This window comes from Vibrio sp. 10N.286.46.A8 (assembly GCF_041470165.1).
In the GTDB taxonomy this organism is placed as follows: Bacteria; Pseudomonadota; Gammaproteobacteria; order Enterobacterales; family Vibrionaceae; genus Vibrio; species Vibrio tasmaniensis_A.
Window position 1 is genome coordinate 1 of record NZ_JBFRLX010000157.1, and the last position, 13807, is coordinate 13807.

Annotated in this window: 15 protein-coding genes and 1 pseudogene; 6 read left to right on the plus strand and 10 right to left on the minus strand. The window is 42.7% G+C overall.

What is annotated here, in order from left to right; genetic code table 11:
• Positions 1-198: 198 nt before the first annotated feature.
• The 4 genes from AB4232_RS15495 to AB4232_RS15510 form a co-directional block, all read right to left on the minus strand.
• Positions 199-852, minus strand: a complete 654-nt coding sequence (locus AB4232_RS15495; RefSeq protein ID WP_017097913.1) for a hypothetical protein — start codon at positions 850-852, stop codon at positions 199-201.
• 138 nt (positions 853-990) lie between these two features.
• Positions 991-1278 carry a carboxymuconolactone decarboxylase family protein gene (locus AB4232_RS15500; RefSeq protein WP_012604262.1) on the minus strand — a complete coding sequence of 96 codons (288 nt, stop codon included), beginning with the start codon at positions 1276-1278 and terminating at the stop codon, positions 991-993.
• A 286-nt stretch (positions 1279-1564) separates the two neighbouring features.
• Entirely contained in the window at positions 1565-2656 is a 1092-nt protein-coding gene (locus tag AB4232_RS15505) for a transposase (RefSeq protein WP_372087471.1), read from the minus strand.
• On the minus strand, positions 2653-3468 hold the full coding sequence (locus AB4232_RS15510) for a tyrosine-type recombinase/integrase (RefSeq protein WP_372087478.1): 816 nt from the start codon (positions 3466-3468) through the stop codon (positions 2653-2655). Before AB4232_RS15510 ends, AB4232_RS15505 begins: the two co-directional genes overlap by 4 nt.
• Here AB4232_RS15510 and AB4232_RS15515 point away from each other — a divergent pair.
• Together AB4232_RS15515 and AB4232_RS15520 are read left to right on the plus strand one after the other, a co-directional pair.
• Positions 3457-4236: pseudogene (locus AB4232_RS15515) on the plus strand (integron integrase); the annotation flags it as partial. The gene AB4232_RS15510 and the pseudogene AB4232_RS15515 overlap by 12 nt on opposite strands.
• A gap of 177 nt (positions 4237-4413) precedes the next feature.
• Positions 4414-5787, plus strand: a complete 1374-nt coding sequence (locus AB4232_RS15520; RefSeq protein ID WP_372087472.1) for a cytochrome P450 — start codon at positions 4414-4416, stop codon at positions 5785-5787.
• A 146-nt stretch (positions 5788-5933) separates the two neighbouring features.
• On the opposite strand, the gene AB4232_RS15525 is transcribed toward AB4232_RS15520, so the two are convergent.
• Positions 5934-6329 carry a DUF3465 domain-containing protein gene (locus AB4232_RS15525; protein ID WP_029222999.1) on the minus strand — a complete coding sequence of 132 codons (396 nt, stop codon included), beginning with the start codon at positions 6327-6329 and terminating at the stop codon, positions 5934-5936.
• 67 nt (positions 6330-6396) lie between these two features.
• Entirely contained in the window at positions 6397-6645 is a 249-nt protein-coding gene (locus tag AB4232_RS15530; protein ID WP_009847118.1) for a TIGR03643 family protein, read from the minus strand.
• A gap of 498 nt (positions 6646-7143) precedes the next feature.
• Between AB4232_RS15530 and AB4232_RS15535 the strand changes: the two genes are divergently transcribed.
• Entirely contained in the window at positions 7144-7335 is a 192-nt protein-coding gene (locus tag AB4232_RS15535) for a hypothetical protein (RefSeq protein ID WP_009847119.1), read from the plus strand.
• A gap of 209 nt (positions 7336-7544) precedes the next feature.
• Positions 7545-7964 (plus strand): BLUF domain-containing protein, encoded by a 420-nt coding sequence (locus tag AB4232_RS15540; protein WP_017097344.1) that lies wholly within the window; start codon positions 7545-7547, stop codon positions 7962-7964.
• Between the two features lie 93 nt (positions 7965-8057).
• On the opposite strand, the gene nrdF is transcribed toward AB4232_RS15540, so the two are convergent.
• From nrdF to nrdH, 4 genes are read right to left on the minus strand one after another with little or no spacing between them, the layout of a single operon-like run.
• A complete protein-coding gene (gene nrdF / locus AB4232_RS15545; protein WP_032555225.1) occupies positions 8058-9029 on the minus strand; it encodes a class 1b ribonucleoside-diphosphate reductase subunit beta in 972 nt (323 codons plus the stop codon).
• 16 nt (positions 9030-9045) lie between these two features.
• Entirely contained in the window at positions 9046-11178 is a 2133-nt protein-coding gene (gene nrdE / locus AB4232_RS15550; RefSeq protein WP_372087473.1) for a class 1b ribonucleoside-diphosphate reductase subunit alpha, read from the minus strand.
• Complete coding sequence (gene nrdI, locus AB4232_RS15555) at positions 11171-11569, minus strand: class Ib ribonucleoside-diphosphate reductase assembly flavoprotein NrdI (protein ID WP_086049623.1); 399 nt, start codon at positions 11567-11569, stop codon at positions 11171-11173. Before nrdI ends, nrdE begins: the two co-directional genes overlap by 8 nt.
• A complete protein-coding gene (nrdH, locus tag AB4232_RS15560; RefSeq protein WP_009847124.1) occupies positions 11569-11790 on the minus strand; it encodes a glutaredoxin-like protein NrdH in 222 nt (73 codons plus the stop codon). Before nrdH ends, nrdI begins: the two co-directional genes overlap by 1 nt.
• A gap of 185 nt (positions 11791-11975) precedes the next feature.
• On the opposite strand from nrdH, the gene AB4232_RS15565 reads away from it, so the two are divergent.
• Positions 11976-12344, plus strand: a complete 369-nt coding sequence (locus AB4232_RS15565) for an iron-sulfur cluster assembly accessory protein (RefSeq protein WP_009847125.1) — start codon at positions 11976-11978, stop codon at positions 12342-12344.
• A gap of 2 nt (positions 12345-12346) precedes the next feature.
• Complete coding sequence (gene sufB / locus AB4232_RS15570; protein ID WP_372087474.1) at positions 12347-13807, plus strand: Fe-S cluster assembly protein SufB; 1461 nt, start codon at positions 12347-12349, stop codon at positions 13805-13807.

Sequence of the window (13807 nt, forward strand, 5' to 3'; positions counted from 1 at the left end):
GACATTACTTGCTTCATCTATGCGGTAACACTATCCCCTAAGCAACAAGAAAGACTCTGATAATACAGGAGAGAAACTTCTACGTTTTAAATTGACAGTGGGGGTCATATCAACGCCAAGTTAAGTGGTGAGCGGTGCGTGCCATGTTTGAGCGTAGCGAGTTCGGCACGCGTTAGCGAATCCATCTTGAACTTTTTGTTAGCCGTAATTATTAGGGAAATATGCAGGAGCATTGTTTTCAATGCTAATCATTAGCTCATGTGCTATTTGTCTCATGCAAGCTAGTTCCGCACGCCCTTTGAATGCTTCTTCAACGTTACCATCACTAAAGTTCCAACCAAGAGAGTTACGCCTAGATAAGTCCATATAAGACTCTTCGAGGGATGGATCTACGTGAGCGCCTCCATCTGTATTAGCTACATTATTGACTAGTTCTCTACGTGAGAATGTTCTTCCTCGATTATCTTTGAGTACAGGTTCATTCCACCACTTAGAAAACTCCACCTTTCTTGGTGGAATAGGACCCCCGCCCATTTGAACTAAAGGTGTATAAGACCCACCACTACTGTTAACCGTACCACCAACCAGATTGCATTCTGTAAGAAGATTTGTTGGGCTCAAAGGTCCGGCAGAATCAAAAAATCGTTTATTTCGCAACCCGAGCTGTTCAAGCAATGATCGGGATTGCCCATGATGATGCAAGAGTACTCGTAAACTCAAAGCTATATGCTTCCCTATAGCTTCAAGACCATCATCGTAGCTTTTGCAAGCATGTTGGAGTATTTGAAGCTGTTCTTTTAACTCGATCTTTAAGTCTTCCTTAGAACGAGAAACTCTACTTTTCTTTGACATAATTTATTACCCTTAGAGAGTATGTAGCTGATATTTTTACGGCTAACGCCACGCTAACCCGCACGAAACCTTGGCATATACTTTTGCGAAGCGAAAATGCCAAGCGTTGAGTGTCGGGTTTAGCGCCTTGTTAGAACGTTATTCATATGTATCGAGGTCTATTTTGTACTTACTTAAGACCTCCTGCATTTGAAGTTTTTTCTGCCCTGCTGCAACCGCCATTACTTTTGCTGTTACATCAGAAATTTCACCTTTTGTAATACCTGCTTTCTTTGACTGCGCTAGATAGTATCGCGTACAAGGTAAGCAATTCATTGCCATTGCAGCCGATAAACCAACTAGTAACTCCGTTTTGGTATCAAGATGTTCATTTTCATGAGTGGAGTGATAAAACTCCTCATAAGGTTTTTGATGCTTTCCTAGCATGATATCTCCGTGTAAGTTCTAACGCTTAAGTATTTATCCGTTGTCGTAGCACAATGGATAAATACCTGTTGGACTTGGCCGCTTCTATCTATGGAGTTTGCTTTTTAGGACTGACTTACGTTCCACTCTTATCATTAAGACTGGTACCCCATCAACCGTCCATTTTCCACTTCTAGCCACCAATTTATCTACTGCGACTATACCCGTTGCATAATCTTTTTAAAAGCGAACAATGCCCCTCTCTCGCCATAACACAACGATAATTTTATTCATTACAATCAGACAACTAGGTCAGTCGGTGCTCTGAAACGACTATCCTAGGTCTAATATTGATGCACACGAGTACCATGCTATTGCTATGGCAGTTCGGACAACAAGGTTTCTCTTTCAGCACTTCCGATTTCTCTACGGGTCGCTTTCGTAAGCTTTGCCTAATTTCCGCTATCGCTTTTACCCGTACAGCATTAGCTAAAAAGCCATAGTAGCGTATTCGCATTAGCCCTTTAGGCAACACATGTAAAAGTAAGCGTCGAAGTAACTCGCCCGCATTATAACACATTCTTTGCGTCCCATTGGTTCGATAGTCTTTGTAACTCATCGTGATACGGCCATCCACGTTATAACTTAATTGGTTGGGATTTAACCCGATACGATTGCAATACCGAGATAGATAACCCACTACCGCTGTAGGCTCGTGGAGTACAGGTTTACTGTACACAACCCATCTCTTACTAGCGGCTTCCTCTAATAAATTACTGTGCGTTGCTATCAACTCGCTTACTCGACATAACATCTCTTTCTTAAAGCGAACGGATAAGGCTTTAACCGGAAGCAGGTAACTCTCTTTTCTTGTCGGTTGCCATTGCCGATCTTTTGTAAGCACCCCACTCGGTAGTAGGCAATGAATATGAGTATGTTGACTCAGATTTCTTCCCCAAGTGTGAAGAACCATTAATGCTCCAAGTTGACCGACAAGGTGATGCCGCTCATTAGCAAACGCGCATAATGTTGCCCACACTGAATGAAACAAGCATTGATAAACCACCTTAGGATGCGCTTTAACCAGAGCATTGAACTCGTGAGGTAAGGTAAAAACCATATGATGGTAGGCCACAGGTAAAATATCTTGGCTTCGCTTTGTTAGCCATTGCTGTCTCATCTGCTCTTGGCAATTGGGGCAATGACGGTCTCGACAAGAGCAGTACCAACGCGTTTCATGACCACATTGCTGACAACGCCAGTCGTAGCTGCCCATACGCTCTGTTCGGCAGTCTCTTAAATGGTTAAGCACTTGCCACTGTCTCGGTGTGACTTTGCTTTTATCAAGCTCTTCTAAGCCTTGTGTTAATACGGCTTGGTAAGGAGATAATGCGTTCATTCGCTCTCCTCCCATAGTTGAGCAACTAAGTCGAACTTACTTCCGTCCGAGCTTTCGTTGTGATGACCAATCCAATGGGTGTACCTCAATGTCGTTTTGATATTCGAATGTCCGAGGTAACGCTGAAGAACATTCAAAGGCATGCCCGACTCAAGCTGATGAGTCGCATAAGCGTGCCTCAAAGCGTGTATTCCTCCTAATTTTCTGACGTTTGCCTCAACTTTTGCTGCTTTGAAGCATTTCTGCAGAGAGCTAATACCCAATGGCTTTTCGGGCTCTAGGCTGGGAAACAGCACTACGGTGGGATGATAATGACACCAGTAATTTCGAAGATGATTCAGTTGGCTATCACCCAGTGGAACAAAGCGATCTTTTTTACCTTTACCACAATGAATGTGCAGTCGTTTCGCCGTACCATCAATGTCTTTCACGTACAAGCCTACGACCTCACTGACACGTAGGCCACATCCATAACACATTTCAAGTGCGGTCTGATATTTAAGACTTCGACAATGACTAATGATACTTCTTACTTCCTCGCGATTAAGCAGCTCCGGTATTTTACTGGCGCGTTTAATCGGGGGAACCAATCGCTCTTCAAATTCTCTATTCAAAACGGCACGATAAAAGAACAAGATGGCATTCAAAGCTTGAGCACAAGTACTACTACTTAAGCTCCGCTCTGTGGTGAGCGTACGTAAATACGCACTAATCTGTTGATCAGTGAGTAAATCGGGGGACAGATCGTAAGTAGTAGATAGATCTTTAACCCAACGTAAATAGCTTGCATGGGTTTTCGGAGAAAAACGCAGAGCCTAGCCCTCAATGCGATAGTCTTTTTATACAAAGAAATCGTTCAGGAACCCATTGAACTTGATATGCAGTTTCGCCGTTCAGACAAATCCCGAAAGTTGCCAACGGTTATGACTCCAGAAGAAATTGGCAGGTTCTTTAACCACTGCTCACCTAACTTCAAATTACCTTACCAATTAATGTATGGGTCAGGCCTACGGTTGATGGAGTGTCTACACTTACGAATGCAAGACATCGACTATGACTACAAATCAGTGCGAGTGTGGCAAGGAAAAGGAGGAAAGAACCGTATAGTGACAATAGCCCCCGAGCTTTTCCCTTCAATCAAGTTACAACAACAGAAATCCGCAGAATACTATCAGCAAGATATACATGATATAGCTTTTTCTGGCGTATACCTGCCCGACTCTCTAGCTAAAAAATACCCGAGTGCAGAAAGAAGCTTAAATTGGCAATTTCTTTTTCCTTCTGCTCGTCTGGCACCCGATTTACGAACAGGTGAATTACGTAGGCATCATATTCATCCAACAGCACTACAAAAACACATTAAGGTCGCTAGCCAAAAAGCCGACATTGAGAAAAACATCTCCTGCCACACTTTAAGGCATTCATTTGCGACGCACCTTCTTCAAAGCGGTGCTGATATTAGAACAGTTCAAGAACAGCTTGGACATACCGATCTAAAAACAACGCAAATATATACTCACATCATAGATAGAGGAGCCAACGGCGTAATTAGTCCACTATCAAAAATATTCGTTAAGTAATTGTCGGGGAATCTCCGGTTCCGAGGTTTCGTAAACTTAGCGGTTAACCACTCACTTACATACCTTTACTTACCAAACCATGAAACTTGCTAAATTAGATGCTGACTTTTACTTATCGCTCTAGCCGTAACTTCAGTATTGTTACGCGCCATCAATGATATACATAAGGAAATGAAAATGAAGCGAATTGAGCAACTACCAATGCCACCCACTTCTGGTGTTTTAGGACATGTGAGCTATTTAAAACAGCCCAATGTTCATCAGCAAATGTTGTGTTGGATTAAAGAGTACGGTGCTCATTTCCGTTTAAAGCTAGGCTTGAAGGATGTACTTGTATTGTCTGATGCAGCTCAAATCAAGTCAGTGTTGAAATCGAGACCGGATGAATTTCGCCGCCTAAAGAGTATCGAAAGTGTCTTTGATGAAGCTGGGCTTAATGGCATATTCTCTGCTGAAGAGGAGCGTTGGAAGCATCAACGAAAATTAACAGAACCTATGTTTCAGCCGAGTCACCTTAAACATTTTCACCCTCAGTTAAGCGTGATTACAGAGCGCCTAGGCAAACACTTTGAAATGCTGGCAGAATCAGGAGAAGTGGTCGAATTAGTCGCAGAATTTAAAAAATACACGGTTGATGTGACTTCTCTGCTAGCGTTCGGGGAAGACTTTAACTCGATAGAACAAACGACTACGTCGTTAGGTCGAAGCTTACAAGACGTTTTTCCGGTAATAAACCAACGTTGTAAGTCTCCAATTCCATTATGGCGTTTTTTCAAAACAAGAAAAGATAAGCAGTTTGATGCCAGCTTGGAAGAAATTGGGCATTTTGTTTCTGGATGTATTGAAAAACAACGAGCTCGGCTGATTAGCGAACCAAACCTTAAAGACTCACCAGAGAACATGTTACAAATCATGTTATTGGAACAAGAGCAAGATTCCTCATTAACTGACCAAGATATTATGGCTAATGCGATTACCCTTCTATTAGCGGGTGAAGATACCACAGCGAATACACTGGCATGGATGGCATTCTTAGTCAGCGGCAATCGCAGTAGTGAGTTGGCCTTACAAGATGAACTTGACGCCCTAGGGAAGAGAAAGGTCTTAGAATGGCCGCTTCCTCGAACACCCTATATGACAGCGGTGATGTATGAAGCCATGCGATTAAAGCCGGTAGCACCACAACTTTATTTGGAACCCACACGAGACACTCAGATTGGTGACATCGAAGTAAAAAAAGGCACTCCTGTTTTTGTGGTGCTACATGCAAATGGTTTTGACCCTGATTTATTTGAAGATCCAACAACGTTTAACCCGAATCGTTGGGTAGAAAAAGATGGCGCTTCCTTCTCTAACCTTCAGCCATTTGGTGGAGGAGCAAGGCTATGCCCTGGACGCTCATTGGCCATGATGGAAATTAAACTCGCCTTTCATACATTGTTTAAAGAATTCAGTATCGAGCCACAACAGGCCCCTGAAACGGTGGTTGAACAGTTTGCGTTCACGATGTCTCCCGTTGGATTTAATGTAAAAATAACCAAGCGAAGCTAGCTTAAAAATAGACCTATCGAGAGCCAATGATAGAGCCGAACTATCGGCTCTTTCTACTATTAGAGCAAATATAAGTGAGGTCCAAATGAGGAATTCAATATAATCAGAAACCAAGGCGAGCGTAGGTACAGCATGCCAAACGTCGTCTACTCGTATATTTTCCCATTATGCTTCAGCCAACCATGAGCATGGTGATTCCGAGGGTCTTTGTGAGTCCAGTGCATCACGCCACCTTTCTTGTTCCATTCATACTCCCCATAAAATTCAACTCTATCGCCCTTTCTCAATCCCTGAATACGAGGAGCTAAATCAATATTATGTGCCACCAGCAAAGTTTGTCCGCTGTCGAGTCTTAAGATAAACTTCTGATGTCGAGAGCCTTTATTATCGTCTGGAAGCAATCGTGAAACTAAACCCGAACCACGTACTTGAACATCACTTTGGTGATTTTGGTAAGCTTGCTTAAGTCGCGCATCATTGGCCTGAACATGGCTGACACCAAAGCAGAGCAATACCAAAAATAGAGTAATAAACTTTTTCATTCCTTTTATTCCTTTCTTTTCCATACAGGGATATCCATTGAGGCTACAAATCTACGTAAGTATCAATTTAACGATGCTTATACTGAGTAGGGCAATAACCTCTAGATACATCTGAGCTACGAAGTTTTACGTGCTTGGTAGAGCGACCAGAAACGCGAGTACGCCACAACTTGAAACTGCCAAGCTTCAAACGACTGCGCATCAAGCGAATCACCTCTGATTCATTTAAACCAAATTGCAGTTCTATTGCTTCAAACGGCGTTCTGTCTTCCCACGCCATTTCAATAATTCTTGATTCAGTCTCTTTAGATAACATCTTTGCCTACTCATCTTCAATTAAATGAACAGAAATACGTTCCTTCTTGCTCATTAGATCAAAGACTTATCGCTTAAATTGAAAAACCCCAACATCCAAAAAGCAACGGCAGAATTACTAATCCATCAAGTCATCAAGTCCGTTTATGGCTAAAGATTAAAACAGGATGCCGAAGATGCGACATCGCAATAACCTGAACCAATACAAAGTAATTTCGAAAAAACGTAAAACCACAAACCACACTAGTTCGATTTGTAACCACTTATTACATTGAATTTCTTTAAATAAACCCCTACCCAAAAGTCTACTGAACGGTGGTCACATTACACCATACTTATCGTAAGTAATACGACCACCTACCCTCTTATTCATCACATTTTGGAATGCCAAAATCATTCAATTGAACTCATCAACACAGCTTATTGATTAAGCAATTGAACTCATAACGTAGACCCTGTACGCTTACACTATGCACACGGTTACTTAATGGAGATCACAATGAACGAACTACTGACAAGCGCCATGGAACAGAAACAACGAACAACAGTGACCAGTTTATTCGCAAGGAATGGATTTAAGATCGCAGCCACTGATTTTGATGATGTGACTTTCGAACGTGAAAGCGTATTGGTCAATGTTCGATTCGATGCATCTTCCAACGTCGAATCGATTTCGGTTCTTAACGACTAACGAGAGACTCGATGCAAGTAGGTCGCTAGAATGATTGAATGAACAACATTCGGCTCATTTTAGCGCATCTTGCTAGCTGTCCTTTGCTACTTCATCACCATCCTCTCTTCCAAAAGCCACCGAGTGACAATTAGGCCAATAACTCGCAATTCCATGAGCTTGGCTTATATTTATTAATACCCTTTGAACAAAAATTCGAAATGATGCCTATGTTCCTAACTCGGTTAATTTATGTCAGTACACTTTCCGAATGTTGTGATTCCAAAGCACTGGATGAAATACTCACTATCTCACGAGACCACAATCGGCAGAGCCATCTAACAGGGCTTCTCAGTCATAATCAAAAGTACTTTCTTCAATGCATTGAAGGCTCTAGGGAGGCGGTAAACCATACCTACAATCACATCCTAAACGATAAGCGGCACGAGAGAGTGACCATACTGTATTTTAAGGAAGTTGATTGTCGAGAGTTTGGAGATTGGTCAATGGGAGACATTCCGCAGTCTAATTTGACTGAACTGTTGAACTTACAATTTTCGACTTCGGATCAATTTAACCCATACGAAATGTCTGGCGAAAGTGCTTATAAAATGCTTTTAGAGTTAAAGCAAAATCTGCCGTCTGAGTGACCTAATTTTCAAACGGCAAGCCTTAGAACGATGATGTCGATTCAAGGGTAAGTAATCCTCTTTCAAGCCCGAGTTCATACTCGGGCTATTCGTTCAAAAATCCCAGTCATCGTCTTCGGTCGCGACAGCTTTACCTATGACATAAGAAGATCCAGAACCAGAAAAGAAGTCATGATTTTCGTCAGCATTGGGCGACAGGGCGGCCATGATAGCAGGGTTAACCTGACACAACTCATCCGGGAACAATGCTTCAAACCCGAGATTCATCAATGCTTTGTTGGCATTGTAATGTAGAAAATGCTTCACATCTTCAGTTAAGCCAACAGGATCATAAAGCGATTCTGTATATTGTGTTTCGATTTCATAAAGAGAGAACATTAATGAATAAGCTTCATCCTTAACTCTCGCCTGTTCTTCCTCACTAAGAGATTGGTAAGCAAGTTGGAATTTATATCCAATGTAGTAACCATGAATCGCCTCATCACGAATAATCAGACGGATCAAATCCGCTGTATTGGTCAGTTTTGCCCGACTCGACCAATGCATGGGTAGATAAAACCCAGAATAGAATAAGAAACTCTCTAGAAAAACACTGGCCACTTTTTTCTTTAGCGGGTCGCCTTCAGCCAAATAATCGTCGAGGATAATCTGTGCTTTTTTCTGTAACAGAGGGTTCTCTTCAGCCCAGCGAAACGCTTCATCAATTTGCGGCGTAGTACACAAAGTTGAGAATACAGAAGAGTAGCTACGAGCATGAACTGCCTCCATAAACGCGATGTTGGTTAATACCGCTTCTTCATGAGGTGTTCTCGCATCTTCCATCAAGGCTGGCGCACCCACCGTATTCTGAATCGTGTCGAGTAACGTTAAACCGGTAAAAACTCTAATCGTTAGCGTTTGCTCTTCTTCAGTTAGTTGCTTCCATGTTTGAATATCATTGGATAAAGGTACCTTTTCAGGCAGCCAAAAATTAACCGTCAGGCGATTCCAAATCTCTAGATCTTTGCCATCAATCATACGATTCCAGTTAATCGCTTGAACAGGTCCGGATTCCATCTTTTTCATTGCGTTTATCCCTTTATTACAGTGAGCACGACACGCACCCTTCGACTTGAGTACCTTCTAATGCTTTCTGTCGCATTCGGATGTAGTAAAGCGTTTTAATTTTCTTTTTCCATGCGTAGATCTGAGCTTTGTTGATATCTCTCGTCGTTACCTCATCGTCAAAAAACAAAGTTAATGAAAGGCCTTGATCAACATGTTCGGTGGCCGCTGCATAGACATCGATTATTGCCTTAGGGCCTATGGAAAAGGCATCACGGAAGTACTCTAAATTGGAGTTATTCAAATACGGCGCAGGGAAGTAAACTCGCCCAATTTTACCCTCTTTTCTTATCTCCACTTTAGCGGTAACGGGATGAATAGAAGCGGTAGAGTCGTTGATATAGCTAATTGAGCCTGTAGGAGGAATGGCCTGTAAGTATCGGTTGTATAGCCCTGAGCTCATGACGAGTTGTTTCAATTCGTTCCACTCAGACACGGTGGGTATTCGTATATCTAAACGGCTAAAGAGATCTTGGACCACGTCCAATTTTGGCGAGAAATCCTGCTGCAAATATTTGTCGAAGAAAGACCCATCACTGTAACTAGAATCTTCGAACCCTTTGAACGTACTCTTTTTCTCTTGTGCCAACTTATTGGAAGCCACGAGACAGTGATATAAAACACAGGCAAAATAACTGCTGGTGAAATCAATGGCCTCTGATGAATCATAGTGAATGCGTTCTCGAGCCAAAAAACCATGCAAGTTCATCTGACCTAAACCAATAGCATGACTTTCATCGTTGCCCTTTCTTATCGAAGGAACACTGTTGATTGCGCTCATCTCTGACACTGCATTTAATGCTCGAATTGCGGTATCTACGGTTTGAGATAACTGGCCTCCATCCAAGGCTTTAGCAATATTGATCGAGCCTAAATTGCACGAAATATCTCGCCCGACATGACTATAGTTCAAGTCATCATCATAATTTGACGCCTCGTTGACCTGCAATATTTCAGAACACAAGTTAGACATATTTACACGCCCCTGAATGGGGTTAGCCTGATTAACCGTATCTTCGAACATAATGTATGGATAGCCCGACTCAAATTGGATCTCGGCAAGCGTTTGGAAAAGCCCTCTTGCACTCATTTTCCCTTTGCGGATCCTCGGGTCGTCCACCATTTCATGGTACTTCTCCGTCACGCTAATTTCAGAGAAAGGTACGCCATACACTCGCTCAACATCATGAGGAGAAAACAAGTACATATCTTTGTTTTGCTTGGCTAATTCCAGAGTAATATCGGGAATGACAACACCAAGGCTCAAGGTCTTAATTCTGATTTTTTCATCTGCATTTTCTCTTTTTGTATCAAGAAATTGCATGATGTCTGGATGGTGAACATTGAGATAGACAGCACCCGCGCCTTGCCTAGACCCCAATTGGTTTGCATACGAGAAACTGTCTTCAAGCAATTTCATCACAGGGACGACACCTGAACTTTGATTTAAGATCCCCTTAATGGGCGCACCTTGCTCTCTTAAGTTCGTCAGAAGTAAAGCTACACCACCGCCACGACGTGAGAGTTGCAACGATGAGTTAATCGCACGACCGATGCTCTCCATATTGTCTTCAATTCTCAACAAAAAGCAGGAGATCAATTCACCACGGCTCTTTTTGCCGGAGTTAATAAAAGTGGGCGTAGCCGGTTGAAAGCGCTGATGAATGATTTCTTCCATTAGTGCCAGTGCAAATTCACAGTCACCACGAGCCAGTAACAGTGCAGTCATAACCACTCGGTCTTCGAACCTTTCTAAATATCGCTTACCATCACGAGTTTTCAGTGCATAGGAAGTAAAAAACTTATAAGCACCTAAGAACGTTCGGAATCGAAATTTGGCTTGATAGGCATTTGCCCAGATTTGATGAAGAAAACTACGATCATATTGCTCAATAACTTGAGCCTCGTAATATCCCTCTCTAAGCAAATAGTCGATCTTCTCGTCTAAATTATGAAAGAAAACGGTATTTTGATTAACGTGTTGTAAGAAAAACTGTCGAGTCGCTTGCTTGTCTGCCACAAACTGAATCGTCCCTTGTTCATCAAGTAGATTCAACATTGCGTTTAAAGCATGGTAGTCAAGGGACTCGTTCTCAAAGTGGTTATCCATGATGTTTCCAAAATTGTTCTAACCCATTTGTCACGATATCAATATCGCTCTGGGTTCCAGATAGTTCGAAACGGTACAACAGCGGCACATTGCATTTTTCAGCGACAATGGCACCTCCGCGAGCAAAAAGAGCTCCAAAGTTTCGATTTCCCGATGCAATCACACCTTTAATCAATGCTCGATTATTCGGGTTATTCAATAGACTTATAACGGAGTTAGGCACAGCTCCTCGCCCCTCACCATCGGCATAAGTCGGGCATATGAGTACAAATGGTTGCTCAATCTCTAGCGTCCTTCCATTGGCCTCAGTAGGAAGCCTGATCGCAGGTAATCCTAGCTGTTCGACAAACCGCTTCGTATTCCCCGAAGCGCTAGAGTAATAAACAATCATTAACCCAACGCGCTGATCATGTCAGGTCTAAAACCAGACCAGTGGCGGTCATTGGCCACAACCACGGGAGCTTGTCGATAACCCATTGATTGAACTCTTTCCATTGCGATTTCGTCGCACGTTAAATCAACAACTGTATGCTCAATACCTTTGCTCTGTAACGCCTTAACCGTTGCTGTGCATTGCACACACTGTGGCTTGGAATAAACGATGACATCCATATTATACAACCTCAATTAAATCTTAATGATAATCATTACTAATATATATTGGCACATATAGTATTTGGGATTTATGTTTTGTCAACATATTGATCCTCGACTTAAAGACCATAGACAATACATGGTTGATATGCAAATGATAATCAATATCATCTATTGTCACCAGTCAAATATGGAGCAGTAAGGTGAGTATTTCGAGTTCCGGTTCTAATGACATATCCATACATGATATGGAGTGGCAAGGCGTCACGTTAAGTGAAAGTGCCGCAAACAGAATTTCCCAGTTATCACATGGGCAAAAGCACTTCCACCTCACGGTTAAGTCCTCTGGCTGTACGGGGTTTGCATATGAAGTGGCGCTGATCGATTCGCCATCCGATGACGACATCAAGTACGAATCACATGACGTCATTTTCTATATTGCACTCAAAGCCCTACCTATGATCGATGGCACAGAGATCGACTTTGTGCGTCAGGGTTTAAACAGTAATTTTGTATACAATAATCCCAAAGTGAAGAACCTTTGTGGATGTGGCGAGAGTTTTGGAGTTTAACCATGTGCGCATTAGAAACGCAGCCTGAAGTTACAGAGTTACTGCACAGCAGTCACTATCGTGAAGGTTTCTACACTGAGTTATCTTCAGATACTTTGTCGAAGGGAATCAACGAACAAGTCGTTCGAGCAATCTCCGCAAAACGTAACGAACCCGAATGGATGTTGGAGTTTCGCCTCAAAGCATTCCGTAAATGGCGAACAATGGAGGAACCGCATTGGCTAAAAGCCGATTATCCAGACCTAAATTACCAAGATTACAGTTACTACTCCGCGCCAACTTGCTCTAGCTGCGACAAAGATAGTGATGATGGCTCGAATGAATTTTTAACCGAAGAAGTCGAGACAGCCTTTGAAACACTGGGGATTCCAGTTAGAGAAGGTTCAGAAATTGCTGTTGATGCAATCTTCGATTCAGTTTCCGTCACCACTACCTATCAAAACGAACTGAAAGAACTCGGAATCATCTTCTGTTCATTCAGCGAAGCTATCCAAGAATACCCTGAACTCGTGCAGCAATACCTAGGCACCGTTGTTCCACCTGAAGATAACTTCTTTGCGGCTTTGAATGCCTCTGTTGCCTCTGACGGCACTTTTGTTTACATCCCTAAAGGTGTGAGATGCCCAAGAGAACTCTCTACCTACTTTCGAATAAACCAAGCAAAAACAGGGCAGTTTGAAAGAACAATTTTAGTGGCTGATGAGGACTCATACGTCAGCTACATTGAAGGTTGCTCTGCCCCGATGAGAGATACCTATCAGCTTCACGCCGCCGTCGTAGAAGTCGTCATTCACAAGCGTGCTGAAGTTAAATATTCCACAGTGCAAAACTGGTTCTCAGGAGCAGAGGATTCACAAGGCGGCATACTCAACTTTGTAACCAAACGTGCGGTTTGCGAAGGCGAGTACAGCAAAATGTCTTGGACTCAATCAGAAACAGGTTCTGCGATAACGTGGAAGTACCCAAGCGTAATTCTCAAAGGAGACTACTCTGTTGGTGAGTTTTTCTCCGTCGCTTTAACGAATGGCGTTCAACAAGCCGATACCGGCACTAAGATGGTTCATATAGGAAAACACTCTCGCTCTACCATCATTTCAAAAGGGATTTCAGCAGGCAAAAGCCAGAACAGTTACCGAGGGCTGGTTAAAGTCACCCCTAACGCAGAAGGTGCGAGAAACTTCACTCAGTGCGATTCAATGTTAATCGGCGCTGAATGTGGGGCTCACACTTTTCCTTATATCGAAGTCAAAAACCCGTCTGCTCACGTTGAACACGAAGCGACGACCTCTCGAATTGGCCAAGATCAACTGTTTTACTGCACCCAAAGAGGGATCAGTGAAGACAACGCGATATCCATGATCGTCAATGGTTTTTGTAAAGACGTATTTTCAGAATTACCACTCGAATTCGCTGTTGAAGCGCAGAAACTTCTATCAATCAGCCTCGAGCATAGTGTGGGATAA

Bases quoted from the DNA above. Each gene is read 5' to 3' on its own strand.
- AB4232_RS15495 (WP_017097913.1), bottom strand. From the start codon at position 852: ATGTCAAAGAAAAGTAGAGTTTCTCGTTCTAAGGAAGACTTAAAGATC.
- AB4232_RS15500 (WP_012604262.1), bottom strand. From the start codon at position 1,278: ATGCTAGGAAAGCATCAAAAACCTTATGAGGAGTTTTATCACTCCACT.
- AB4232_RS15505 (WP_372087471.1), bottom strand. From the start codon at position 2,656: ATGAACGCATTATCTCCTTACCAAGCCGTATTAACACAAGGCTTAGAA.
- AB4232_RS15520 (WP_372087472.1), top strand. From the start codon at position 4,414: ATGAAGCGAATTGAGCAACTACCAATGCCACCCACTTCTGGTGTTTTA.
- AB4232_RS15525 (WP_029222999.1), bottom strand. From the start codon at position 6,329: ATGAAAAAGTTTATTACTCTATTTTTGGTATTGCTCTGCTTTGGTGTC.
- AB4232_RS15530 (WP_009847118.1), bottom strand. From the start codon at position 6,645: ATGTTATCTAAAGAGACTGAATCAAGAATTATTGAAATGGCGTGGGAA.
- AB4232_RS15535 (WP_009847119.1), top strand. From the start codon at position 7,144: ATGAACGAACTACTGACAAGCGCCATGGAACAGAAACAACGAACAACA.
- AB4232_RS15540 (WP_017097344.1), top strand. From the start codon at position 7,545: ATGTTCCTAACTCGGTTAATTTATGTCAGTACACTTTCCGAATGTTGT.
- nrdF (WP_032555225.1), bottom strand. From the start codon at position 9,029: ATGAAAAAGATGGAATCCGGACCTGTTCAAGCGATTAACTGGAATCGT.
- nrdE (WP_372087473.1), bottom strand. From the start codon at position 11,178: ATGGATAACCACTTTGAGAACGAGTCCCTTGACTACCATGCTTTAAAC.
- nrdI (WP_086049623.1), bottom strand. From the start codon at position 11,569: ATGATTGTTTATTACTCTAGCGCTTCGGGGAATACGAAGCGGTTTGTC.
- nrdH (WP_009847124.1), bottom strand. From the start codon at position 11,790: ATGGATGTCATCGTTTATTCCAAGCCACAGTGTGTGCAATGCACAGCA.
- sufB (WP_372087474.1), top strand. From the start codon at position 12,347: ATGTGCGCATTAGAAACGCAGCCTGAAGTTACAGAGTTACTGCACAGC.